The organism is Zobellella endophytica, assembly GCF_003012775.1.
In the GTDB taxonomy this organism is placed as follows: Bacteria; Pseudomonadota; Gammaproteobacteria; order Enterobacterales; family Aeromonadaceae; genus Oceanimonas; species Oceanimonas endophytica.
In genome coordinates, this window is the sequence record NZ_PXYG01000001.1 from 219,661 (window position 1) to 243,247 (window position 23,587).

The 23,587-nt window shown below is 65.0% G+C and carries 21 protein-coding genes; 13 read left to right on the plus strand and 8 right to left on the minus strand.

The window, feature by feature from the left end:
- Positions 1 to 124 precede the first annotated feature (124 nt).
- The 4 genes from C7H85_RS00965 to C7H85_RS00980 all read right to left on the minus strand — a co-directional run bounded on the left by C7H85_RS00965 (position 125) and on the right by C7H85_RS00980 (position 5,078).
- On the minus strand, positions 125 to 2,416 hold the full coding sequence (locus C7H85_RS00965; protein WP_106727854.1) for an ATP-binding protein: 2,292 nt from the start codon (positions 2,414 to 2,416) through the stop codon (positions 125 to 127).
- 1 nt (position 2,417) lies between these two features.
- Complete coding sequence (locus C7H85_RS00970) at positions 2,418 to 3,179, minus strand: substrate-binding periplasmic protein (protein ID WP_245879524.1); 762 nt, start codon at positions 3,177 to 3,179, stop codon at positions 2,418 to 2,420.
- On the minus strand, positions 3,170 to 3,889 hold the full coding sequence (locus C7H85_RS00975; protein ID WP_106727855.1) for a response regulator: 720 nt from the start codon (positions 3,887 to 3,889) through the stop codon (positions 3,170 to 3,172). Before C7H85_RS00975 ends, C7H85_RS00970 begins: the two co-directional genes overlap by 10 nt.
- 151 nt (positions 3,890 to 4,040) lie before the next feature.
- Positions 4,041 to 5,078 (minus strand): GlxA family transcriptional regulator, encoded by a 1,038-nt coding sequence (locus tag C7H85_RS00980; RefSeq protein ID WP_245879525.1) that lies wholly within the window; start codon positions 5,076 to 5,078, stop codon positions 4,041 to 4,043.
- A 724-nt stretch (positions 5,079 to 5,802) separates the two neighbouring features.
- Here C7H85_RS00980 and glyA point away from each other — a divergent pair.
- The 11 genes from glyA to codA all read left to right on the plus strand — a co-directional run bounded on the left by glyA (position 5,803) and on the right by codA (position 17,237).
- On the plus strand, positions 5,803 to 7,056 hold the full coding sequence (gene glyA / locus C7H85_RS00985) for a serine hydroxymethyltransferase (protein WP_106727857.1): 1,254 nt from the start codon (positions 5,803 to 5,805) through the stop codon (positions 7,054 to 7,056).
- 183 nt (positions 7,057 to 7,239) lie between these two features.
- The gene (locus C7H85_RS00990) at positions 7,240 to 8,493 is read left to right on the plus strand and encodes a sarcosine oxidase subunit beta family protein (protein ID WP_106727858.1); all 1,254 of its coding nucleotides are present in this window, start codon (positions 7,240 to 7,242) and stop codon (positions 8,491 to 8,493) included.
- Between the two features lie 11 nt (positions 8,494 to 8,504).
- On the plus strand, positions 8,505 to 8,783 hold the full coding sequence (locus C7H85_RS00995) for a sarcosine oxidase subunit delta (protein WP_106727859.1): 279 nt from the start codon (positions 8,505 to 8,507) through the stop codon (positions 8,781 to 8,783).
- Complete coding sequence (locus C7H85_RS01000) at positions 8,780 to 11,809, plus strand: sarcosine oxidase subunit alpha (protein WP_106727860.1); 3,030 nt, start codon at positions 8,780 to 8,782, stop codon at positions 11,807 to 11,809. The genes C7H85_RS00995 and C7H85_RS01000 overlap by 4 nt, the downstream gene beginning before the upstream one ends.
- Entirely contained in the window at positions 11,802 to 12,431 is a 630-nt protein-coding gene (locus C7H85_RS01005; RefSeq protein WP_106727861.1) for a sarcosine oxidase subunit gamma, read from the plus strand. The genes C7H85_RS01000 and C7H85_RS01005 overlap by 8 nt, the downstream gene beginning before the upstream one ends.
- A 179-nt stretch (positions 12,432 to 12,610) precedes the next feature.
- Positions 12,611 to 13,477: a formyltetrahydrofolate deformylase gene (purU, locus tag C7H85_RS01010; RefSeq protein ID WP_106727862.1), complete on the plus strand. Its 867-nt coding sequence runs from the start codon at positions 12,611 to 12,613 to the stop codon at positions 13,475 to 13,477.
- Between the two features lie 44 nt (positions 13,478 to 13,521).
- A complete protein-coding gene (locus tag C7H85_RS01015; RefSeq protein ID WP_094041384.1) occupies positions 13,522 to 13,866 on the plus strand; it encodes a cupin domain-containing protein in 345 nt (114 codons plus the stop codon).
- A 546-nt stretch (positions 13,867 to 14,412) separates the two neighbouring features.
- Positions 14,413 to 14,808 (plus strand): cupredoxin domain-containing protein, encoded by a 396-nt coding sequence (locus C7H85_RS01020; RefSeq protein WP_106727863.1) that lies wholly within the window; start codon positions 14,413 to 14,415, stop codon positions 14,806 to 14,808.
- A 3-nt stretch (positions 14,809 to 14,811) separates the two neighbouring features.
- On the plus strand, positions 14,812 to 15,426 hold the full coding sequence (locus tag C7H85_RS01025; protein ID WP_210433532.1) for a LolA family protein: 615 nt from the start codon (positions 14,812 to 14,814) through the stop codon (positions 15,424 to 15,426).
- A complete protein-coding gene (locus C7H85_RS01030; protein ID WP_210433533.1) occupies positions 15,410 to 15,916 on the plus strand; it encodes an SRPBCC family protein in 507 nt (168 codons plus the stop codon). The genes C7H85_RS01025 and C7H85_RS01030 overlap by 17 nt, the downstream gene beginning before the upstream one ends.
- A gap of 79 nt (positions 15,917 to 15,995) precedes the next feature.
- Entirely contained in the window at positions 15,996 to 17,237 is a 1,242-nt protein-coding gene (codA, locus tag C7H85_RS01035) for a cytosine deaminase (protein ID WP_106727865.1), read from the plus strand.
- Positions 17,238 to 17,413: 176 nt separating this feature from the next.
- On the opposite strand, the gene C7H85_RS01040 is transcribed toward codA, so the two are convergent.
- The gene (locus C7H85_RS01040) at positions 17,414 to 18,463 is read right to left on the minus strand and encodes an NADP(H)-dependent aldo-keto reductase (RefSeq protein ID WP_106727866.1); all 1,050 of its coding nucleotides are present in this window, start codon (positions 18,461 to 18,463) and stop codon (positions 17,414 to 17,416) included.
- Positions 18,464 to 18,639: 176 nt separating this feature from the next.
- Between C7H85_RS01040 and C7H85_RS01045 the strand changes: the two genes are divergently transcribed.
- A complete protein-coding gene (locus C7H85_RS01045; RefSeq protein WP_106727867.1) occupies positions 18,640 to 19,224 on the plus strand; it encodes a DUF5610 domain-containing protein in 585 nt (194 codons plus the stop codon).
- A 44-nt stretch (positions 19,225 to 19,268) separates the two neighbouring features.
- Here the strand turns inward: C7H85_RS01045 and C7H85_RS01050 are convergent, their stop codons facing one another.
- Positions 19,269 to 21,179, minus strand: coding sequence for a PhoX family protein (locus C7H85_RS01050; RefSeq protein WP_106727868.1), 1,911 nt, complete (start codon positions 21,177 to 21,179; stop codon positions 19,269 to 19,271).
- A 178-nt stretch (positions 21,180 to 21,357) separates the two neighbouring features.
- On the opposite strand from C7H85_RS01050, the gene C7H85_RS20185 reads away from it, so the two are divergent.
- Positions 21,358 to 21,480 (plus strand): hypothetical protein, encoded by a 123-nt coding sequence (locus C7H85_RS20185; protein WP_281257548.1) that lies wholly within the window; start codon positions 21,358 to 21,360, stop codon positions 21,478 to 21,480.
- A 220-nt stretch (positions 21,481 to 21,700) separates the two neighbouring features.
- Here the strand turns inward: C7H85_RS20185 and C7H85_RS01055 are convergent, their stop codons facing one another.
- Positions 21,701 to 22,150: a hypothetical protein gene (locus C7H85_RS01055; protein WP_106727869.1), complete on the minus strand. Its 450-nt coding sequence runs from the start codon at positions 22,148 to 22,150 to the stop codon at positions 21,701 to 21,703.
- Between the two features lie 196 nt (positions 22,151 to 22,346).
- A complete protein-coding gene (locus tag C7H85_RS01060) occupies positions 22,347 to 23,456 on the minus strand; it encodes a GNAT family N-acetyltransferase/peptidase C39 family protein (RefSeq protein ID WP_106727870.1) in 1,110 nt (369 codons plus the stop codon).
- Between the last annotated feature and the right edge of the window lie 131 nt (positions 23,457 to 23,587).

A 23,587-nucleotide genomic window follows, 5' to 3' on the forward strand; every position in this document is an offset into this window, starting at 1 on the left:
TCCTGCGCAGGTAACCGGCGTTGTTGTCGGACCTGCATCGATTATCCCGAGGGATACCTCAGGCTAAGGGGTGACTGTAAAGAGGGTTTGCGCCGGCTGTGCGGAATTGTAAAAAGTTGTACCGTTAATCCACCACCAGCCTGGCCTGCACTGCCGCCAGCTCCGCCAGGGTCTGCGTCAGCAACAGATCCAGCCTGGTTTTTTGCTCCTCCGATATCGGTTGCCGGTCCTCTGCCAGCGACTCCATCTCGTTCAACAGGGTGGCCAACTCATCAAAACCGAGCAGCTGGGCCGAGCCGCGCAGGCGGTGAGCCAGCTGCGCCAGCTCCAGATGATCGCCGTCGGCCAGCTCCCGGCGCAAGACGGCGTGCTGGCGGGGCAGCTCCTCGGCAAAGCGGGCGAGCAGGGCTTGCAGTCGTGGCCGGCCCAGCATCCGCAGGTGTTCCTGCAACAGCGGGTGAGCGAGTTCGGGCGGCAGATCCGTGGCCAGCGCCATGCCGGTGCCCAGCGCCATGGCCTGATGCAGCCGGGGCCATTGTACCGGCTTGGCGACCACCGCTTTTATCCCTGCCGCCAGGTAACGGCTGATGTCCTGCGGGGTGACACTGGCGGTCAGGGCCACCACCGGGGTATCCCGGTTCAGTCCCTGTTGCTGTTGCTGAATGTGGCGGCGGGTCTCCAGGCCATCCATGCCGGGCAGGTGCATGTCCATCAGGATCAGATCAAAGGCCTGCTGTGCCGTCAGCGACAGGGCCTGTTCGCCGCTTTCCGCCAGGCAGACCAGGTGGCCCTGCTGTTCGAGCAGGGTGCCGATGATCTCCTGGTTGATGGCCACGTCTTCCACCAGCAGCAGGCTCAGGCTGGGCAGGGGAGGGAGAGTGTGGCTGGCGGTGACCGGTGCCGGTCCGGCGTTGTCCAGCGGCAGCGAAAACCAGAACCGGCTGCCCCGGCCCGGCCGGCTTTCCACCCTAATCCGGCCCCCCATGGCGTTCACCAGCCGCGCGGAGATGGCCAGCCCCAGGCCGGTGCCGCCATAACGCCGGGTGATGCTTTCATCGGCCTGGGTAAAGCGCTGGAAGACGCGCGACTGTTGCTCGGGTGCGATACCGATGCCGTTGTCCTCCACGCTGAACTGCCAGTGTCCGTCCTGTCGGTTAACCCGTACCGCTACCCGCCCCCCTTCATCGGTGAACTTGATGGCATTGGACAGCAGGTTGATCAGCACCTGGCGCAGCCGGTTGGCATGCCCCAGCAGCCGGGTCGATGGCGGTGCGCTGTTTTCCAGCCGCAGCCTTATCCCCTTGGCATCGGCATAGCCCTGCATCATGGCCAGGGTGCTGTTGAGCAGTTCATGCAAGACAAAGGGTGCGGCCTCCTCGGACAAGGGGCCCTGCTCCAGGGCGGCGAAGTCGAGCACGTCGTTCAGCAGCATCAGCAGATGCTCGGCCGATTGCTGGAGGGTGTCCAGCCGGTGCTGCTCGGGGCCGTCGGCGAGCACCGGCCGCAGCAGGGTGATGGTGCCCAGAATGCCGTTCATGGGCGTGCGCAGTTCGTGGGTCATGTTGGCGATGAATTGGCTCTTGGCCCGGTCGGCCGCTTCCGCCGTGTCCTTGGCCTGGCGCAGGCGCTGGGTGCGCTTGTCCACCAGGGCTTCCAGCCTGGCCTTGTCCAGCTGCAGTTCGCTCTGGCGTTGCTCCCGGTGTTGGCGGTCCTGTTCGACCGACTGGCGCAGGATGTTGATGGCGCGTACCAGGGTATCCAGTTCGTCCTGCTGCCGGCGAGGCCGGCGGTTCAGTTGCAATGCCTGGCTCCACTGTCCCCGGCCCAGTTGCTCTACATGGTGGGCCATCCGCTCCAGGTGGCGAGTGACCAGGCGCTGGAACAGCAGCATCAGGCTGAGGGCGATGGCCAGCACCGTCAGGCTGTGGCCGAGCAGGGCCGAGAGGGCGTTTTGCGTCAGTTGCCGGCGGATGCTGGACTGGCTGAATTCCAGCTCGAGCTTGCCTACCTGTTGCGGCCCCAGCACCGGGCTGGGGTAGATCAGCTCGAAGACGTGACGGTAGGGCTCGCTGTCGCCGGCCTGGTCCCGGGCCAGTACCAGCGGCACGGCCAGGGCGTCGGCGGTCACGCTGAGGCGGGCCATGTGGGGCATGTCGAGCATGCTCTTGAGCTGTAACCTGGCCTGGGGCAGGTTCAGATCCCACAGACTCTGGGTCAGCCCTTCCAGGTAGCTCTGCTCGATAAGGGACAGCCGCGCCGCCATGTCCTGCCTGGCCTGGCGGTAATCCAGGGCCAGTTGCACCGCGGTGGAGATCAGGGAAAAGACCAGGCTGAACCCCAGGATCAGCAGGAACAGCCGGAAACCCAGCGGGTGGCGGCGGCGGTAGCGGGGCAGTAGGGCGAGAGGGTTATGCATCTCAGGGGCCGTCCAGGTAGCGGCGTTCGTAATAGCGGGTGATATGGCTGATGTACTTGTCCTCGGTCAGTTGGCGCAACCGCTCCGACAGCGCCGGCAGGAGCGGCGCCAGCACCGAGCCCCTGGGCAAGGACAGGTGGTAGCGTTCCACGGTCAGGACCTGATCCAGGGGAAATACCCGTTCGGTCAGGCTCAGCTTGCGGGCCTGCAAGCGGCCGGTGGTGAGCCCGATGGGCATGTAGTCGATGCGTCCTTGTGCCAGTTTATGAAAATTCTGCTCGCCGGTGGAGACGCGCTCCACATGAGGGTGCCGGGCCATCAGCCGGTCGAATTCATCGCCGAAGCTGTCGCCGAACAGCAGCCCCAGGGTGCGGCCGCCCAGCTCGGGGGCCTTGCCCGATGGCATTGCATGGCCGGCATGGGTAAAGAGCACTACGGGATCGGCGATGATGGGGGTGTCGCTGAACAGAAAATCCTGCTCCCGCCGGCGGGTTTTGTAGGCGGCCACGATCAGGTCGACCTTGCCCTGGCGGGCGGCCAGCTGACAGCGTTCCCAGTTGCCGAAGATGCGCATGTCGAGGCGGTAGCCGAACTCGCCGAGCAGCCGGCGGGCCAGGTGGGGAGCAATGCCGGTGAGTTCGCCTCGTTCGGCCCAGGATAGGGGCGGATACATGGGATGGCCGCAGGCCACCAGGGTTTTGGCCGCTGATGCGGGCAGGGCCAGCAGCAGCCCGAGCAGCAACAGGCTGAGGTTCAGTGGCACGGCACAGGCCTGGGGGTGAACACGTAACCCGTGCCGTGTACGGTGAGAATGGTTTTGGGGTGGGCCGGGTTGTCCCCGAGTTTGCGCCGCAGGCGGCCGACCAGCACGTCCACTGTCCTGTCGTTGGGGGCCCATTCCCGGTTCTTGATCTGATCCAGCAACTGATCTCGGGACAGGGTCTGGCCCGAGTGGCGGATAAAGGCGCACAGCAGCTGATATTCACCGTGGGTGAGGGGTGTCTGCTGGTCGTCCCCGTCGATCAGCACCCGGCGATCCAGATCGAAGCGCCAGTCGTCGAATTGGCGCACGTTGCCGGTGGTTGCAACGGGCTGGTTGTTGGCCGCGGCGCGTACCCGCCGCGCCAGGTTCTTGGCGCGGGCCAGCAGTTCCCTGGGATTGAAGGGCTTGGATACATACTCGTCGGCACCGCATTCCAGCCCGATGATGCGCTCTATCTCGTCCTGGCGGCTGGTCACCAGTATGATGCCGGTTTCGGCGTTGGCCCGGATTTCACGGGTGAGGGTCAGGCCGTCCTTGCCGGGCAGCCGGATATCGAGCAATACCAGATCGATTCGTTCATCTTGCAGTATTTTTTCGGCCTGTTCGGCGCACTCGGTCGAATAAACCCGGTATTGCTCCGTCTTGAAATACTCCACGAGGCAGTCCCTCGTTATATCGTCATCTTCAACAATCAAGATGCTGATATCCATATCGTGCTCACCTTCAGGTCAATCGCGTACCGGGCGTCCGCGGGCCGGAAACTTCTAACACCGCGCGGCCTGGCTTGTCAACGGCGGTGCTGTTCGCCGCAAATGCGAACAAATCGGCACATATTATTACATTTTTTACAACCCGGATGGTTCACCCCTTGCGCAGCTGCCGGGCCTGGCTGGGGGAGACGCCGAAGAAGTCCTTGAAGCAGTGGCTGAAGTGGGTGGAGCTGACGAAGCCGCAGGCCACGGCGATGTTGGCGATGCTGGCGTCGCTCTGCAGCAGCAGGCGGCGGGCGTGGGTGATGCGCAGTTCCAGGTAGTAGCGGGAGGGGGTGGTTTCCAGATGACTCTGGAACAGCCGCTCGATGCGCCGGCGCGACAGGCCCACGTAGGCGGCCAGCTCCTCGATGCCCAGCGGCTCTTCGATATTGCTGTTCATCAGGTGCAGCAGGTTGCGCAGGGGCTCGGGCAGGCTGGGGTCGTTTTCCGCCAGGGTGAGCCGGGTTTCATTGCTGTCGGCGATGCGGTCGCTGCTCAGGATTTCGCGGATGGCGCGTACCGTGTCCTTGCCGTGCAGCCGCTCGATCAGCACCAGCATCATCTCCAGGGCGCTGCTGGGGCCGGCGCTGGTCAGCACCCGTTCGGTCACCACCATCACCTGGTGCGACACCTGCACCTGGGGGAAGCGCTCCCGGGCGAAGGTGTGGTTGTCCGGGTGGACGGCGCAGGCCAGACGGTCGAGCAGGCCGGCGTGGGCCAGGGCCACGGCGCCGTTCCACAGGCCGCCCAGCACCTTCTGGCGCTTGGCGGCCAGTTTCAGCTTGTGGCTGAGCGGCGCCTGTTCGTTCAGGCTGCAGCGAAAACCGCCGCACACGATCACCACGTCCGGTGCTTCTTCCCCTTCCAGCGGCAACTGCGCCAGGGTGGCGTTGGCGGAGATGTCGATGGCCAGATCGCTGCGCACCGTGGTGCTCTCCAGGCCGTAGGTGGCAAAGGCGAACAGGGGGGTTGCCTGCACCAGGTTGGCGGTGACCAGGGCGTCCACCGCGGCGGTGAAGGCCATCATCGAAAAATGGGGCAGCAGCACAAAGCCCACCCGGGTCGGCCGCTCCTCTTGCTGGCGGGCCGGGAGAAAGGCGCTGTTGGTGTCGCGCAGGCGATGGCTGAAAAGGCGTTTTTCACTCACAGGGGATATGGCATCTGTTAACGGTCCGCAAGGGCAAGTTGCGTGACGGTGACAACCTGGTTGGGATAGTACCCCGCCGGGCCTGGCTTTGCATCACCATCAGACGATATCGGGGTTGGAAGAGGCAACAGGGATTACCTCCGCCGACCGTCACATGCCAGGGGGCGCGAAGCGCCTTGCACCGGAGGTATCGCCGCGACCGAGTTGCCAGTGACAAGTCGCAGCGCGGCGATACCGACGGTTTCCGCGACATCCGGCATGTGCGAGCTTACATGGGGCGAGCTTGCCTCGCCGTGACGAGCCGTTTCAGTCTGACCGAACATCCAGTGAATGTTCGCAGCAGACTGAAAGGGCGAGTGTCATTTATTGCGGCGTGTCGGCGGAGGTGACCCTGTTGCCTCTTTGCGGCGTCGTACTAGGCAAGCTTCACAAAGATTTCAAACCGGCCTTATCACATCCATTATCTGTTTCCGACCTCTTGCCGGTGTTGGGGCTTTATCCCCCGGCACCGGTGGCCGCGGTCTTCGGCGGCACGGCGGCGTGCCCGCCCGCGCCATCCTTGTCGCAAATACGCAGCTTTAGGCCGCAGCCAGTCATCCCCGCCCGCCGGGCCCTCAGTAGTATGCAAGTCAAAGCAGAACCCGGCAGCCCGCCGAGACGCGGCGCCGAAGGGATGGACAATGTCAGGCTGGGGGAGGCCCGAGCCGAGCAAGGAGGTCACAAGATGTTCAGCAAACACACCCGCATTCAGGATATGGACCCGGCACTGTGGGCCGCCATGGAAGAAGAGGCCACCCGCCAGGAGCAGCATATCGAGCTGATTGCCTCGGAAAACTACACCAGCCCGGCGGTGATGGAAGCGCAAGGGTCCGTGCTTACCAACAAGTATGCGGAAGGCTACCCCGGCAAGCGCTACTACGGCGGTTGCGAGGCGGTGGACAAGGTGGAGCAGCTGGCCATCGATCGTGCCAAGGAGCTGTTCGGCGCCGACTACGCCAACGTCCAGCCCCACTCCGGCTCCCAGGCCAACGCCGCCGTCTACATGGCCCTGTGCGCCCCCGGCGACACCGTGCTCGGCATGAGCCTGGCCCACGGCGGCCACCTCACCCACGGCGCCAAGGTCAGCTTTTCCGGCAAGATCTACCACGCGGTGCAATACGGCCTGAACGAGGCCACCGGCGAGGTGGACTACGACCAGGTCGAGGCCCTGGCCCTGGAGCACGAGCCCAAAATGATCGTGGCCGGCTTTTCCGCCTATTCCCGGGTGATGGACTGGGCCCGTTTCCGCGCCATCGCCGACAAGGTGGGTGCCTACCTGTTCGTGGACATGGCCCACGTGGCCGGCCTGGTGGCCGCGGGCTGCTACCCCAACCCGCTGCCCTACGCGGACGTGGTCACCACCACCACCCACAAGACCCTGCGCGGTCCCCGTGGCGGCCTGATCCTGGCCAAGGCCAATCCGGAGATCGAGAAAAAACTCAACGCCGCCGTCTTCCCCGGTGGCCAGGGCGGCCCGCTGATGCACGCCATCGCCGCCAAGGCGGTGGCCTTTGCCGAGGCGCTCACCCCCGAATTCCGTGACTACCAGCAGGCGGTGGTGGACAACGCCCGCGCCATGGTGGAGGTGTTCAAGAGCCGCGGTTTCGATGTGGTGTCGAACGGTACCGACAATCACCTGTTCCTGCTCGACCTGTCCGCCAAGGGCATCACCGGCAAGGACGCGGATCGGGTGCTGGGCGAGGCGCACATCACCGTCAACAAGAACGCGGTGCCGAACGACCCGCAGCCGCCCTTCGTGACCTCGGGCCTGCGCATCGGCACCCCGGCGGTGACCAGCCGCGGCTTCAAGGTGGAGCACTGCCGCCAGCTGGCGGGCTGGATCTGCGACATTCTCGACAACATGGACGACCCGGAAGTGATTATCGCGGTGAAGGACCAGGTGGCCAGCCTGTGCAGCTACTTCCCGGTATATCGCTGATTGCTGATGGCCAACTGCCTCGTAGCCAGAGCGCAGATTGGGGCAGTCCTCTAAGCCGACCGTTGGCGCCAGGGATGGCGCCGTCGAGCCCCCAGGGATGGGTTTACGGCGAGTCGGCGTGAGGATGGCCCAAGCTGCGGACGCCGAGGTCCGGACACTGACTTAAAGATAACAGGTGACACTATGCAAAAATATTCCGGGTTCGGGCTCCTCAAGCATGCCCTGAGCCATCACGAGAACTGGCAGAAGGTGTGGCGCAACCCCACTCCCAAACAGGAAGGCTACGAAGTGGTGATCGTCGGCGGCGGCGGCCACGGCCTGGCCACCGCCTATTACCTGGCCAAGGAGCACGGCATCACCAACGTGGCGGTGATCGAAAAAGGTTATCTCGGCGGCGGCAACACCGCCCGCAACACCACCATAGTGCGCTCCAACTACCTGTGGGACGAGGCCGCCTGGCTCTACGAGCATTCCATGAAGCTGTGGGAAGGCCTGGCCCAGGAGCTCAACTACAACCTGATGTTCAGCCAGCGCGGCGTGCTCAACCTGGGCCACACCCTGCAGGACATGCGTGACATCGAACGCCGGGTCAACGCCAACCGGCTGAACGGCATCGACGGCGAAGTGCTCAACACCAAGCAGGTGCAGGAGCTGGTGCCGATCCTGGACTGCTCCAAGAACGCCCGCTATCCGGTGCTGGGCGCCTCCTGGCAGCCGCGTGGCGGCACCGCCCGTCACGACGCCGTGGCCTGGGGCTTTGCCCGTGCCGCCGACGCCATGGGTGTGCACCTGATCCAGCAGACCGAAGTCACCGGCATCCGCCGGGAGAACGGCGCCGTGGTGGGGGTGGAAACCAACCGTGGCCTGATCAAGGCGCGCAAGGTGGCCTGCGTCACCGCCGGCAACTCCGGGGTGATGGCCAACATGGTGGGCATGAAGCTGCCGCTCGAGTCCCATCCGCTGCAAGCCATGGTGTCCGAGCCGGTCAAGCCGATCCTCGACACCGTGGTGATGTCCAACCACGTGCACGGCTATGTGTCCCAGTCCGACAAGGGCGACCTGGTGATCGGTGCCGGCATCGACAGCTACCTGGGCTACGGCCAGCGCGGCTCCTTCCCGGTGGTGGAACACACCATGGCGGCCATCGTGGAGATGTTCCCCATCTTCAGCCGGGTGCGCCTCAACCGCACCTGGGGCGGCATCGTCGACACCTGTCCCGACGCCTGCCCGATTATTTCCAAGACCCCCATCAAGGGGCTGTATTTCAACTGCGGTTGGGGCACCGGCGGCTTCAAGGCCACCCCGGGCTCGGGCAACGTGTTCGCCCACACCATCGCCCACGACGAACCGCACCCCCTGGCCAAACCGTTCAGCGTGGATCGCTTTACCAGCGGCCACCTTATCGACGAGCACGGCGCTGCCGGCGTAGCCCACTGAGGAGAGAGCCGATGTTACATCTTTACTGTCCGCACTGCGGCGAGCACCGCGAAGAAGAAGAGTTCCACTACGCCGGCGAGGCCCACATCGCCCGTCCGGCGGATCCGGACGCCCTCAGCGATGAGGAATGGGCCCAGTACCTGTTTATGCGCAAGAATCCGCGCGGCCTGCATCGGGAAATGTGGTACCACGCCGCCGGCTGCCGCAAGTTCTTCAACGCGGCCCGGCACACCGTGACCTATGAAATCGAGGAAACCTACAAGGTTGGCGAGCAAGGAGGCCAGTCATGAGCCAGCAACACCGTATTCAGGGCAAGGGCCGGGTGGACCGCAGTAAGCCGCTCAGCTTTATTTTCAACGGCAAGCGCTACCAGGGTTATGCGGGCGATACCATCGCCTCGGCGCTGCTGGCCAACGGGGTGGACGTGGTCGGCCGCTCCTTCAAGTACGCCCGGCCGCGCGGCATCATGGCCGCCGGGGCGGAAGAGCCGAACTGCATCCTGCAGGTGGGCGGCAGTGAAGCCACCATGATCCCCAACATCCGCGGCACCCAGGCCGAGCTGTACGACGGCCTGACCGCCGCCAGCACCAACGGCTGGCCGAGCGTCGACAAGGATCTGATGGGCGTGATGGGCAAGCTCGGCGGCAGCATGATGCCTCCCGGCTTCTACTACAAGACCTTTATGTATCCCCAGTCCATGTGGCCCAAGTACGAGCACCTGATCCGCAAGGCCGCCGGCCTGGGCCGGGTGCCGCAGGAGCGGGATCCGGACAGCTACGACAAGCTCAACCACCATTGCGACGTGTTGGTGGTGGGCGGTGGCGCCGCCGGCCTGGCCGCGGCCCTGGCCGCCGGTCGCCGTGGCGCCCGGGTTATACTGGTGGACGAGCAAAATGAATTCGGCGGCCACCTGCTGCACAGCACCCAGCCCATCAACGGCCAGGCGCCGGGCCACTGGGTGGCGGCGGCGGTGAAGGAACTGAGCAAGCTGCCCGACGTGACCCTGCTGCCGCGCAGCACCGCCACCGGCTATTACGATCAGAACTTCGTGTCCGTGCTGGAGCGGCGCACCGATCACCAGGGCGAGCGGGTGAGCGGCAAGACCCGCCAGCGCCTGCACCGCATCCGCGCCAAGCGGGTGGTGCTGGCCACCGGCGCCCACGAACGCCCTCTGGTGTTCGGCAACAACGACTTGCCCGGCTGCTACGTGGCCGGCGCCATCTCCACCTACGTCAACCGTTACGGCGTGGCGCCGGGTCAACGGCTGGTGCTGATGACCTGCAACGATTACGGCTACCAGGCCGCACTCGACTGGCTGGATGCCGGCCGTGAGCTGGTGGCGGTGGTGGACAGCCGCCACCAGCCCGACGGCGCCCGCTACCAGCAGCTCAAGGCGCGCGGCGTGAAAGTCTACACCGGCCACGGCCTGATCGAAGCCACCGGCAAGAAACGGGTGAACGGCGCCAAAGTGGCTCCGCTGTCCAGCGACGGCAGCAAGGTCACCGGCAAGGCCGACACCCTTGCCTGTGACACCATCGCCAGTTCCGGCGGTTGGAGCCCGGTGGTGCACCTGACGGCCCACACCGGCTCCCGTCCGGTATGGAATGACGACATCATCGGCTTCGTGCCCGGCGACACCGTGCAGAAGCAACTGCTGGCCGGCGGGGTGCAGGGCACCTATGGCCTCTCAAGGGTGCTGTCCGAAGGGCTGGAGGCCGGTCGCGCCGCCGCCGAGGCCACCGGCTACGGCGAAATCGCCGCCCAGGTGGTGGATGCGGAGATCAACACCGTGGATCCGCGGGAAGACAAGTCCCAGGCGCTGTTCCTGGTGCCCCACGACAAGCCGGTGAGCCGTGCGCCCAAGCAGTTCGTGGATTACCAGAACGACGTAACCGCCGCCGGCATCGAGCTGGCCGTGCGCGAGGGCTTCGAGTCCATCGAGCACATCAAGCGCTATACCGCCATGGGCTTTGGCACCGATCAGGGCAAGCTCGGCAACATCAACGGCATGGCCATCGCCGCCAAGGCCATGGGCAAGTCGATTCCCGAAACCGGCACCACCGTGTTCCGCCCCAACTACACCCCGGTGACCATGGGCGCCCTGGCCGGGCGCGACGCCGGCCAGCTGTTCGATCCGGCCCGCTTCAGCGCCATGCACGCCTGGCATGTGAAGCACGGCGCCGAATTCGAGGACGTGGGCCTCTGGAAGCGCCCCTGGTACTTCCCTCAACCGGGTGAGGATCTGCACCAGGCGGTGAACCGGGAGTGCGTGGCCACCCGCACCAGCGTGGGCATCCTCGATGCGTCCACCCTGGGCAAGATCGATATCCAGGGCCCGGACGCCCGGGAATTCCTGTCGCGCATTTACACCAACGCCTGGGCCAAGCTCAACCCCGGCAGCTGCCGTTACGGCCTGATGTGCAAGGAAGACGGCATGGTGTTCGACGACGGCGTCACCTCCTGCATCAGCGACCAGCACTTCATCATGACCACCACCACAGGTGGGGCCGCCGGGGTGCTGCAGTGGCTGGAGCTGTGGCACCAGACCGAATGGCCGGAGCTGGAAGTGTACTTCACCTCCGTCACCGACCACTGGGCTACCATGACCGTATCCGGCCCCAACAGCCGCAAGGTGCTGGAAAAAGTGGTGGAAGGCGTGGATCTGTCCGGCGAGGCTTTCCCCTTCATGGCCTGGAAGGATGCCACCATCGCCGGGGTAAGCGGACGCATCTTCCGCATCTCCTTCACCGGCGAGCTGAGCTTCGAGGTGAACGTGCAGGCCAACTACGGGTTGCATGTGTGGGAGGCGCTGATGGCGGCGGGGACCGAGTTCAACATCACCCCCTACGGCACCGAGACCATGCACGTGTTGCGGGCCGAGAAGGGCTTTATCATCGTCGGCCAGGATACCGACGGCTCCGTGACCCCTTACGATCTGGGCATGGACTGGTGCGTGGGCAAGACCAAGCCCTTCCCCTTCATCGGCAAGCGCTCCTGGTCGCGCAGCGACACCGTGCGCACCGATCGCAAGCAACTGGTGGGGCTGAAGTGCAAGCAGCCGCAGGCGGTGATCCCGGAAGGGGCGCAAATCGTGCTGGATCCCAAGCACCCGGTGCCGGTGCCCATGGTCGGCCACGTGACCTCCAGCTACTACAGCGCCAACCTGGGCTACAGCATCGCCATGGGTGTGGTGAAAGGCGGCCTGGGCCGCATGGGTGAAACCGTGTTCTTCCCCCTGGCCGACGGCCGGGTGCTGGAAGCCGAGATCACCAGTCCCGTTTTCTATGATCCCAAAGGAGAGCGTCAGCATGTCTAACGTCACCGCCAAACTGGTTCAGGCCCAGAGCCGGGTGCGGGTGGAATCCCCGCTCTATCACGCCAACCTGCCGGCCCTGGCGGCCGAGCGGCAGCAGGGGGAGGTGGTGCTACGCGAAAAGGCGATGCTGGGCCACCTGGTGCTGCGCGGCAACGCCGGCAACGAGCTGTTTGCCAAAACCGTGGAGAAGGTGCTGGGGGTGGCGCTGCCCACCCAGGCCTGCAGCTCGGTGGAAACCGACCGGGTGCTGGTGCAGTGGCTGGCGCCGGACGAGTGGCTGATCATCACCGAAGGCGGCCGGGAAGGGCAGCTCGAGGCCCAGCTGCGCGAGCAGCTGTCCGGTCACTACGCCATCACCGACGTGAGCGGCGGCCAGACGGTGCTGGAGCTGTCCGGTCCCAAGGCGGAGCTGGTGGTGCGCAAGTCCTGCCCCTACGACGTGCACCCCTCCAACTTCCCCACCGGCAAGTGCGTGGGCACGGTGTTCGCCAAGAGCACCGTGCTGCTGCGCCGCACCGGGGCGGAGAGCTTCGAACTGGTGATAAGGCGCAGCTTCGCCGACTACCTCTGGCTCTGGCTGCAGGACGCCAGCCGCGAATACGGCCTGGTGATCAGCCGGTAAGGGCGGCGGCGCCAAGGCTGGAAGTTGGGCAAAGGGAGCGGCTCCGCCGACCGTCACATGCCAGGGATGGCATGTGCGAGCCTACATGGATGTATTTACGGCGTGTCGGCGGAGTTGGCCCTTTGGCCGACTGATATGAGCGGTTCCAAACCGGACTGTTTTCCACAAGGAGGTTGCCAATGAACACCCCCGATACCCTGATCCTCACCGCCACCTGTGCCAGCCGGCTGGGCACCGTGGATGTGGTTACCCGCTACCTGTACGAACAGGGCTGTTACGTGGCGGATATGCAAACCTTCGACGACGCCCGCGCCGGCCAGTTCTTTATCCGTGCCGAGTTCCGCCGGCCGGCGGACGGCCAGTTCGACGAGGTGGCTTTTCGCGACGGCTTCGCCCCCCATGCGGCCCGGTTCGAGCTGCAATGGCAGCTGACCGAACGCAAGCGCAAGCCCAACGTAGTGATACTGGTGTCGAAATTCGACCATTGCCTGAACGATCTGCTGTACCGCTACCGTACCGGGCAGCTGGCCATCGAGATCCCGGCCATCATCTCCAACCACCCGGATCTGCAGCGGCTGGCCGACTGGCACCATATTCCCTACTACCACCTGCCGGTGACCGCCGACACCAAGGCCGAGCAGGAGGACAGGATGTGGGACATCATCAACGAGAGCGAGGCGGAGCTGGTGGTGCTGGCACGCTACATGCAGGTGCTGAGCCCCGAGCTGTGCGACAAGCTCGCCGGCTGGGCCATCAATATCCACCATTCGCTGCTGCCCGGCTTCAAGGGCGCCCAGCCCTACCACCAGGCCTACGCCAAGGGCGTCAAGCTGGTGGGGGCCACCGCCCACTACATCAACAACGAGTTGGACGAAGGCCCCATCATCACCCAGGGCATCCAGCCGGTGGATCACAGCCACTACCCGGAAGACCTGGTGGCCAAGGGGCGGGATGTGGAATGCGTCACCCTGGCCAAGGCCATCCAGTACCATATCGAAAAGCGGGTATTCATGTACCAGGGCAAGACGGTGGTGCTGGGCAACTGACCAATCCGATATAAACCAATAACCACAAGCGACAAGGAGACATCATGTCCGACAAGATCACGGTATTGCGCGATACCCAGCCCACCGTCCTGCTGGATGCCACCAAATGGGAAAAGCTCTCCGGCGACCCCCACACCGTCAACCTCAACGCCTACACCTCGGAAGACGGCAGCAAGATCATGGGCACCTGGCTGTGCACCCCGGGAAAATGGGCGGTGAACTACACCAAGTGGGAATACTGCGACTTCCGTGAAGGCTACTGCATCCTCACCCCGGAAGGCGGCGAGCCCATCCACCTCAAGGCCGGCGACATCTTCGTGGTCGAGCCCGGCTTCCGGGGCACCTGGGAAGTGGTGGAAACCGTGCGCAAATACTTCGTGTTTGCCTGATAACCCTACTGCGGTGCCGGCGCGAGCCGGCACCAACCATCCAGAACGCCATATAGTTTAAAAATCAAGCGGTCCGGCGTGTACTACCCCTGCCGCTCTCGCCGGCAGGAAAACACCGCCGTTTGCAGATTTGCACCTGGCTGGTGGAGCGCAGGCGGCCCGCCTGCCTTCGCGCCCAGCGCGCGCCCTCGGATTGGCCTGCCACACCACAGGTTTAAAAAGGCGCGAGGCCGAACAGGCATCACGGGTTGGGCTGTGCCTTTGCCCTCCTCGGTGCCACCCTCATGCGGGCGGGCCGCCCGCGCCCCAAGAGTCCGACGGCGGCACAGTCTCTCTGTCACCCCCTCCCAACCTCCCCCAGGCGAGACATGGGGGGCCAGTCCGCCGCCAAGGGGGAGGTGCGGCCCGCGCCGGCTGCACGCTTTGCTCTCTCCACCGAACACCGGATGGCCGGACTGGCTGCGTGATGGTGCGAGGTGACCCGGTACGGCTCTTGTCACTCCCCCTTGCTATGCTGAAAAAGAGGATCACAACCCGGGAGGCGTTATGAATGGGCGATGGCAAGGTGTGCTGGTCTTGCTGGCGGCGCTGGGGCCGGCATGGGCCGAGCCCATGCCGGCCCGGCTCGATGCCGACGGGGTGCAGCGGGTGGAGGTGGTCGGCGGCAACTATTTCTTCCGCCCCGATCACATCGTGGTGAAAGTGGGGGTGCCGGTGGAACTGATGGTCAGCAAGGAACCGGGGCTCACGCCCCACAGCCTGGTGATCTGGTCGCCGCGCATGGGTATCGACGTGGATGCCATGCTGGGCGGCAGCAGCCGGGTGATCCGCTTTACCCCCACGGTCACCGGCCGGGTCGATTTTTACTGCCAGGAAAAGCTGCTGTTTTTTGCCAGCCACCAGGAGCGGGGCATGGCCGGGGTGCTGGAGGTGGTGGAGTGAACCATGCTGAGTGGAATGCTGTTGCTGATGGCGCTTGCACTGGATAGTCCGGACCCGCTGGAGGAAGCCCTGGCGCGTTTCGAGGCGCTGCAGGGCTACCGGCTGGAGCTGCGCAGCGAAGGGCCCGGGGGCAACCAGCAACTGCGCTATGCCTACCGCAAGCCCGGCCTGGTGCGGCTGGACGTGATTTCGCCCCACGCCGGCGCCGTGCTGATCTACAGCCCCTACAGCGAGCGGGTGCGGCTCTGGCCCTTCGGTCTGAAGGGGCCGTCCCTGAGCCTGAGCCCCGACAACCGGCTGGTAAAAAGTCCCCGCGGCCACCGGCTGGACCGATCCGACGTGGGGGCGCTGCTGGACAATGTGCAGTGGCTGCGACGGCAGGGGGAGGGGCGGCTGCTGCGAGACATCACCCTGGCGGGCCGACCGGTGCGGCAACTGCTGGTGCGTGGCCCGGCGGAGCCGGGACAGGTGGCCCGCTACGAGCTCTGGCTGGACAAGATCCTGCAATTCCCGGTGCGGGTGATAAGCCATGATGCCCGGGGCAATTTGCTCGAAACCGTCTGGCTGGAGCACATCGAGCTGGATCCGGATTTTGCCGACGATGTCTTCTTTCCCTGAGCGAGGCGGCATGGCGGCGTACCGGTTTGTCACCTGCTGGCGGATAGAAGCCCCCCTGGCGGTGGTATACCAGGCCATCAGCCAGTCCCAGCGCTGGCCCCTGTGGTGGCCGGGGCTGGCCCGGGTGCGGGAGCTGGCCCCCGGCGACGAGCGGGGCATCGGCCGGGTATACCGCTATCACTGGCAGAGCCGGCTGGGCTACGGGCTCTGTTTCGACATCCGGGTGCTGAAGGTCTACCCGCCCCGGGTAATAGTGGGGGAGGCCCGCGGCGATGTGCGCGGCTGGGGTTGCTGGCAACTGACGCCGGAGGGCGATATTACCCGGGTCCGCTACGAATGGCGGGTAGAGACCACCCGTTGCTGGATGAACCTGGCCGCGCCCCTGGCCCGGCCGCTGTTCGTCTGGAGCCATCACGCCATGATGCATCAGGGCGCCACCGGCCTGGCCCGCTGGCTTCGCGCCCGGCTGCTCGACAGCCGCCGGGGGTAGCGCCGGGCTTGTTCCCCCCTTGCCGGGCAGGATAAGCTGCGAAAGGACCTTATCGAATACCTAACGGCGAGGGAACGGGATGAACATCATCAATGCCAGGCTGAGAAAAAAGGAAGGGCTCTTTACCCTGGAAGTGGCCGAGGGGCGCTTCACCGCCATTCGGCCCCAGGTCGCCGCCCTGAGTGCGGCTCCGGAAGCGCTGAATGCGGGCGGCAACCTGTTGTGCGCGCCCCTGGTCGAGCCCCATATCCACCTGGACGCGGCGCTGACCGCCGGCGAGCCGAACTGGAACATGAGCGGTACCCTGTTCGAGGGCATAGAGCGCTGGGCCGAACGCAAGCCGCTGCTGACACCGGAGGATGTGGAGCGGCGGGTGCTGAGCACGGTGGAGCTGCTGGCGGCCAACGGCGTCCAGCATGTGCGCACCCATGTGGACGTGACCGATCCGGAGCTGGTGGCGCTGAAGAGCATCGTCCACCTCAGGGAGCGGTTGGAACCGGTGCTCGATCTGCAGATCGTGGCCTTTCCCCAGGAGGGGATTCTGTCCTACCCCGACGGCCAGGGGCTGATGGAGCAGGCGCTGGCGGAGGGCGCCGACGTGGTGGGCGGCATTCCCCATTTCGAGTTCACCCGGGAATACGGGGTGGAGTCCATGCGCTGGGTGATAGATCTGGCCAAGCGGCATAACAAGCGGGTAGACGTGCACTGCGACGAAACCGACGATCCCTCTTCACGCTTCCTGGAGGTGCTGGCCACCGCCGCCCTGGAGGCCGGCATGGGGGACAGGGTCACCGCCAGCCATACCACCGCCATGCATTCCTACGACAACGCCTACTGCTCCAAGCTGTTCCGGCTGCTGAAGCGCTCCGGCATCCACTTCGTGTCCTGCCCCACCGAGAGCATCCACCTGCAGGGGCGCTTCGACCCCTATCCCAAGCGCCGGGGCGTGACCCGGGTGAAGGAGCTGCTGGCAGCGGGCATCAACGTGGCCCTGGCCGAAGACTCCATCCGGGATCCCTGGTACTCCCTCGGCAACGGCAAGCTGCTGCGGGTGCTGGACGCGGGCCTGCACATCTGCCAGATGATGGGCTACGAAGACATTTCCCGGGCGCTGGATCTGATCACCGACAACGGCGCCCGGGTGCTGGGGCTCGACGACTACGGCATCGAAGTCGGCAAGCCGGCCAGCTTCGTGATCCTGGAAGGGGAGGATGATTTCGAGGTGATCCGCCGCCAGGGCGAGGTGCTCTGTTCGGTGCGCCGGGGCCGGGTGCTGGTGGAGCGCCGGCCGGCGGAACTGGTCCGCCGGCCGGTGATCTGAACGGAAGGGGCCGGCGAAAAGAGGGTCATTGCCGCGAAGGCGGGAATCCTGGGGCGGCGCGAGCCGAACCGGACTGCCCCAACCGCCGCACCATGGGCCCCGCCTGCGCGGGGGAGACGAGCTTAAGTCGCGGGGCGACGGTCTGTCACGCCTGGCCAATGGCTCCGGCATGGTTATCAGGGTGCCGGATTGGACCATTTGCTGTGGATCTCGGCGATGCCTTGCAACACCTCGGCACCGAGCTCGATCTCCACCGACGCGATATTTTCCTTCAACTGCGCCAGGGTGGTGGCGCCGATCAGGTTGCTGGTCACGAAGGGCCGGCTGTTGACGAAGGCCTGGGCCAACTGGGTCGGGGTCAGGCCGTGGGCCCGGGCCAGCGCCACATAGGCGGTGGTGGCGGCGCGGGCCTGCGGGTTGCAGTAGCGCTGGAAGCGGCTGTACAGGGTCAGGCGGGCGTTTTCCGGCCTGGCGCCGTTCTCGTACTTGCCGCTCAGCATGCCGAAGGCCAGGGGCGAGTAGGCCAGCAGGCCCACCCGCTCGCGCAGGCTGAATTCCGACAGCCCCACCTCGTGGGTGCGGTTGAGCAGGTTGTAGGGGTTCTGGATGCCCTGGATGCGCGGCAGGCCGTGCTGGTCCGCCGCGGCCAGGAATTTGTGCACGCCCCAGGCGGTTTCGTTCGACACGCCGATATGGCGGATCTTGCCCGCCTTCACCAGCTCGTCCAGCGCCGTCAGGGTCTCCTCGATAGGGATGCTCTCTTCCTCCACCAGGGTCTCGAAGCCGAGCTGGCCGAACATGTTGGTGGTGCGATCCGGCCAGTGCAACTGGTAGAAGTCGATGTAGTCGGTCTGCAGCCGGCGCAGGCTGTCGTCCAGGGCGGCGACGATATTGGCCCTGTCGAGTTTGGGCTGGCCGTCGCGGAAGTAGGAGGGGCGCTTGGGATCCCGGGAGCGGCCCACCACCTTGGTGGCCAACACTATTTTGTCGCGGTTGCCGCGTGCGGCCAGCCAGTTGCCGATCATGGTTTCGGTGCGCCCCTGGGTCTCCTGGCGCGGCGGCACCGGGTACATCTCGGCGGTGTCGACAAGGTTGACGCCCTGATCCATGGCCAGGTCGAGCTGGGCGTGGGCCTCGGCCTCTGTGTTCTGCTCGCCCCAGGTCATGGTGCCCAGGCCGATCAGGCTGACGTCGAGGTCGGTGTTGCCCAGTTTTCTGTATTTCATGATATTTCCTTAACGGGATTAATGAGTTGGAACAGAAACGCCATGACCACAGGGTAACAGTAAAAGCGGGGGGAAATCACGATGGCGGCTCATCTTCGTGCTGCTCCTGCCGATAATACGGGGTCGGAGTCCATGACGGAAAAATCACTCCGGCCCCATTGATTCAGGAGGATGTGATGACGGTGCCACCCATTTTGAAGACCCAGGTCACCCACCCTGGCCGGGCCAATCCGGAAAACGCCAAGGCAACGGACAAGCAGGCCGAGCACAGGCCGGGAGGGGCGCTGTCGAACCCTCGGGATGAAATCAAAGCCCGTACCAACAAGGGGTTGATCGAGGCCATGTTCGGGGCGGCGGATAAAAGCAACGACAAGGCCATGCGTATCTTCTACCGGGAGGTGCTGGACAAGCTTAATACGGAGCTGGGCGAGGCATTCGCCGCGACCGAGGACAGGCTGGCGAGTAAGGCGGACGATTTCTGGTCGCCGGAAAATACCGCCGAGCGCATCGCCAACGGGGCCCTGGGCCACTTCGATACCTTTAAAAAGCAACATCCCAGCCTGAGCGAAACGGAGCAGGTAGAGCAGTTTCTGGTGAAGATCGGCGGGGCCATCGACGAGGGGTTCGGCGAGGCGCTCAAGGTGCTGGACGGGCTGGGGGTTTACGCGGGCAGCATCAAGGACAACGCCGACAGCACCCGTGCGCTGGTGGACGAGCGGCTGGCCGCCTTCCGCGAGGCCAGGCTCAATCCGCAGCAATAAAAACGGGGTCGGCGTCACTGACGCCGACCCCGTTTATCCGTTTATCAGGCGCCGATGATGCCGCCGTCTTCCCGGGTGACTACCATCACGCTGGAGCGGGGGGTGCTGTCGCCGCCCAGGGGGAAGTGGGAGCCGGCCAGCTCTTCGCCCGGGTGCTGGATGCCCACGAACAGGGTCTTCTGATCCGGGGTAAAGGCCAGGCCGGTCACTTCACAGGCGACGGGGCCGGTGAGGAAGCGGCGGATCTCGCCGCTATCCGGGTCGGCGCACAGCATCTGGTTGTTGCCCTGGCCGGCGAAGTCGCCTTCGTTGGAGTAGTTGCCGTCGGTCTGGATCCACAGCCGGCCGCCCTGGTCGAAACCGATGCCGTCCGGGCTGTTGAACATGTTGTCGGCGCTGACGTTGGCGGAGCCGGCGTAGAGATCGCCGTTATGCACCTCGGGGTTGCCGGCCAGCACGAACAGATCCCAGTCGAACTCGGCGGCGGTGTGGCGACCCCCCGCCGGGCGCCAGCGCACGATTTGGCCGTAGTGGTTTTCGGCGCGGGGGTTGGGGCCGCCCACCGGCTGCTTGTCGTTGGTGCCGCGGTTCTTGTTGTTGGTCAGGGTGCAGTACACCACCGGCTCGGTGGGATGGGCCGCCACCCACTCGGGCCTGTCCATGGTGGTAGCGCCCACCCGGGTTGCGGCGAGGCGGGCGTGGATCAGCACCTCGGCCTGGCTGTTGAAGCCGTTTTCCGGGGTCAGGCCGTTCTTGCCGAAGGAGAGCTCCAGCCACTCGCCCTTGCCTTTCAGCTCGCTGTCGGGGCCGTTGTGAAATTTGGCCACGTAGAGGGTGCCGTTGTCCAGCAGGTTGCGGTTGGCGGCCTGGTCGTCGGGGTTGTATTTTCCTTCGCTGACGAAGCGGTACAGGTGCTCGCCGCGCTCGTCGTCACCCAGGTAGACCACCACGTGGCCGTCCTGGTCGACCACCAGCTCGGCATTCTCGTGCTTGAAACGGCCGAGGGCGGTGCGCTTGATGGGGGTGGACTGGGGATCCTTGGGATCGATTTCCACCACCCAGCCGAAGCGGTTGGGTTCGTTGGGGTTTTTGGCCAGATCGAAGCGCTCGTCGAACCGGTGCCACTGGTAGCCGGCGTCTTCGGCGGCCACGCCGTAGCGGGCCAGGGCCGGGGTGATGTCGGCCTCGCCGTCGGTGCCGAAGTAGCCGTTGAAGTTTTCCTCACAGGTGAGGTAGGTGCCCCAGGGGGTCATGCCGTTGGCGCAGTTGTTGAAGGTGCCGAGTGCCAGTTCGCCCTTGGCATCGGCGCCGGTCTGCAGCAGGGCGTGGCCTTTGGCCGGACCGCCGATGGCCATGGGAGTGTTGGCGTCGATGCGGCGGTTATACTTGCCGTCCTTCTCGAAGCGCCAGCCGTCGGCCTGCTTCTTGATGGTGATGACGGACACCCCGTGGGCGGCCTGGGCGCGCTTGACGTCGTCCTCGCTCATGTCCTTGCCCTGGTGGGAGAACATCAGCTCGTAGTTAGTGTATTCGTTGTTGATGGCCAGGATGGCGGTGCTGTCGTCGACCGGGAAGAAGCTCATGCCGTCGTTGTTGTCGCCGAACTGACCGGCCTGATCCGCCGCGGTGTTGCCGCCGTGGTTGGCGAACTCGGCCACGTTGGAGAACAGAGGGTCACCCCAGGAGATCAGCCGCTCTACCTTGTAGCCTTCCGGCACCACTATGGTGTCGGCAGTGCTGGTCGGCACGGCCTTGAAGCCCAGCAGCGGGCTGTTGCCGGTGGCGGCGGCGATGGCGCGGGAAATCGGCGAGGCGGTGAAGAAGGCGGCGGCACCCAGGGCGGCGGCGCCACCGAGGAAGCGGCGGCGGCTCAGGCCACGCTCGACCATCTGGGTAAACGCGGGCACCTGGTCACGGGGATGGTTCTGTTCATCCTTCAGTTCAAACTGGCTCATTTTAATTAATCCTTTGCTCACATGGGGTTACGACCACGCCATGGTAGAAGGCAAAAATGGCAGTTTGATAACGGCGAGATGACAGGAAGACGACAATGAAAGTGGAAACCGCCGAGCAGGACGCCGCCTGGCTATGCCGTGCCGCCGGGCCCGGTCCGGTTCTCTGTCGACCGGGGGCATGAGGCGACAGTGGCCGTTCTGGGTGCGGGCGGCGGTGCAGCTGCCGTCCTTTCCCCTGGGCACCGTCATGGGCGCGGGGCTGACTTTCCTGAAGATCAGGTTCCATCCCCACAGCCAGTAACAAAAAGGCCTTTTGTGGGGCGCGGGCGGCTCGCCCGCAAAAGTGTTGCACCGCCGGTTTCCCGCTGCGCTCCTGTTGTAGGGTCGACTTCAGTCGACCAAATCACGGCGCCGTGGGTGGGCGGTCCATTGAAATGGACCCTACGGCAAACCCGGCTCCCCCGTAGGGGCGACTTCAGTCGACCAAAAACAGGCCTGGTTTTTACCGGGCCTTCTTACTATCAGTCGTCCCAACGGTGACGATGCTTGTGTTTGCGCTTTTTCTTCTTCTTGCCGTGATAGTGGTGGTGCACATCGGTGCGGTGGTAGTTGTCACCGGACTTGGCGCCCAGCGCCGAGCCGGCGGCGCCGCCCACCCCGGCGCCGATCAGCTGGCCGCCGTCGCCGGCCAGGTTCTTGCCCAGGGCCGCGCCGCCCAGGGCTCCCACGGCGCCGCCCAGGGCGGCTTCGTTCTTGTTGCCCCGGTTGGCGGTGGCGGCCCCGCCGGCGGCGCCACCCAGGGCGGCCCCCACCAGGGCGCCGGTGTCACCGGCCATCTGTTTGCCAAGCAGGGCACCGGCGGCACCGCCGGCGCCACCACCGATAATGGTGTTGAGCGTCTCGCCGGCCATGGCCGGGCTCAGACCGAACATCAGCGGCAACAGGGCAAGGGTCATGGTTTTTTTCAACATACAGACTCTCTATCAGACTGTTTAATTTGCGGCCGACTATACAAAGCTTTGTGCGCAAGAACAGGAAAATCGGCAAGGCTCCACTCGGGTCTTCTTGTGTGGTTGGATATTAACGCATTGTTATAAAAGAATTTTTTGTTTTCACCTTCGGTCTGGCGACCACTTGTGACCGACAGATATTGTCGACAGCGGCCGCTTATCCGTTCTTGTACACCCATACCAGGGTGCGCAGGCCGTTCTGGCCGTAGCGGGCCAGGCGGTCGAAGCGGCTGCGCTCTATCGGCAGGTACTGCTTGTCCACCGGGCTTTCGCCGGCGTCGTCGTCGATGTCCGGATCGTGGATGTAGACGAACTCCTTGTCCATGGCACACACCAGCACCCAGTGCGGGGCCTTGCGCCCGTCCAGGTGATAGGTGCTGATCAGCACCAGCGGCAGCCTTCCCAGGCGCAGGCCCTGCTCCAGCTCGTCGAGGCTGAAACTGCCGTAGCGGGGGGAGATGCCGAGTTCGGTCATCTGGGCCAGGAACTGCTCGTGCACCCGCTCGAGTATCTGCTTCTTGTCGGCGGTGCGCACGCTGCTGACGAAGAGGGCGCCCTGCTGGTTCAGCATCAGGGCCACCTCGAAACCGCGCCGCTTGGCGGCCAGGGCCAGGCCGTGGGGGCCGCAGCCGCCGTGGCCCCGGGTCATGAAGATGGTGGTGGCTTCCCGCCACAGTTGCAGCTCTTCGTCGATTTCCGGCCGGTAGTCCGGATCCAGGGCGCTCACCGCCATCATCAGCGAGGCGGGACCGCAGGTGAAGTCGGTGGTCTGGCGGTAGTAGGGCACCGCCTTGGTGCCGGTGAGCGGGTGGTAGCTGTGGATCCGCTTCTGGTAGCGCAGGGCGTCCTGGTGATCTTCGTAGTAGTCGTGGAACACCCCGAACTGGCGGTAACCGAGCCGCTGGTACAGGTTCTGGGCGGCCACGTTGTCGGCGCGCACCTCCAGGCGCATAAACACGGCGCCCTTGTCCCGGGCGCCGTCCTCGGCGGCCAGCATCAGCACCTGGCCCAGCCCCAGGCCGCGGGCGTCCGGCGCCACGGCGATGGAATAGACCCGCGCCAGCCGGGTATTGCGGCGAAACAGCACCAGAATGTAGCCCGGCAGTTGCCCGTCCTGCTCGGCCACCAGCAACAGGTCCTGGGAGTGCTCGACAAAACGCTGGAAGCTGCGCCGGCTGATCCTGTCCTGGTCGAAACAGCGGGCTTCCAGCGCCAGCAGCAGGGGCAGATCGGACTTGAGCGCGGGGCGGAGGACGGGGTCGGCCATGGGTCACCGGATGGGCCAGATGAATACCTTCAACATACGTCAAAAATATTCCGCCAGCGAGCAAATTTCCATGATCCCCATGGCGATTTGGGGTTAGAGTTAGCCACACGAACGCCTGTTGCTATCACGGA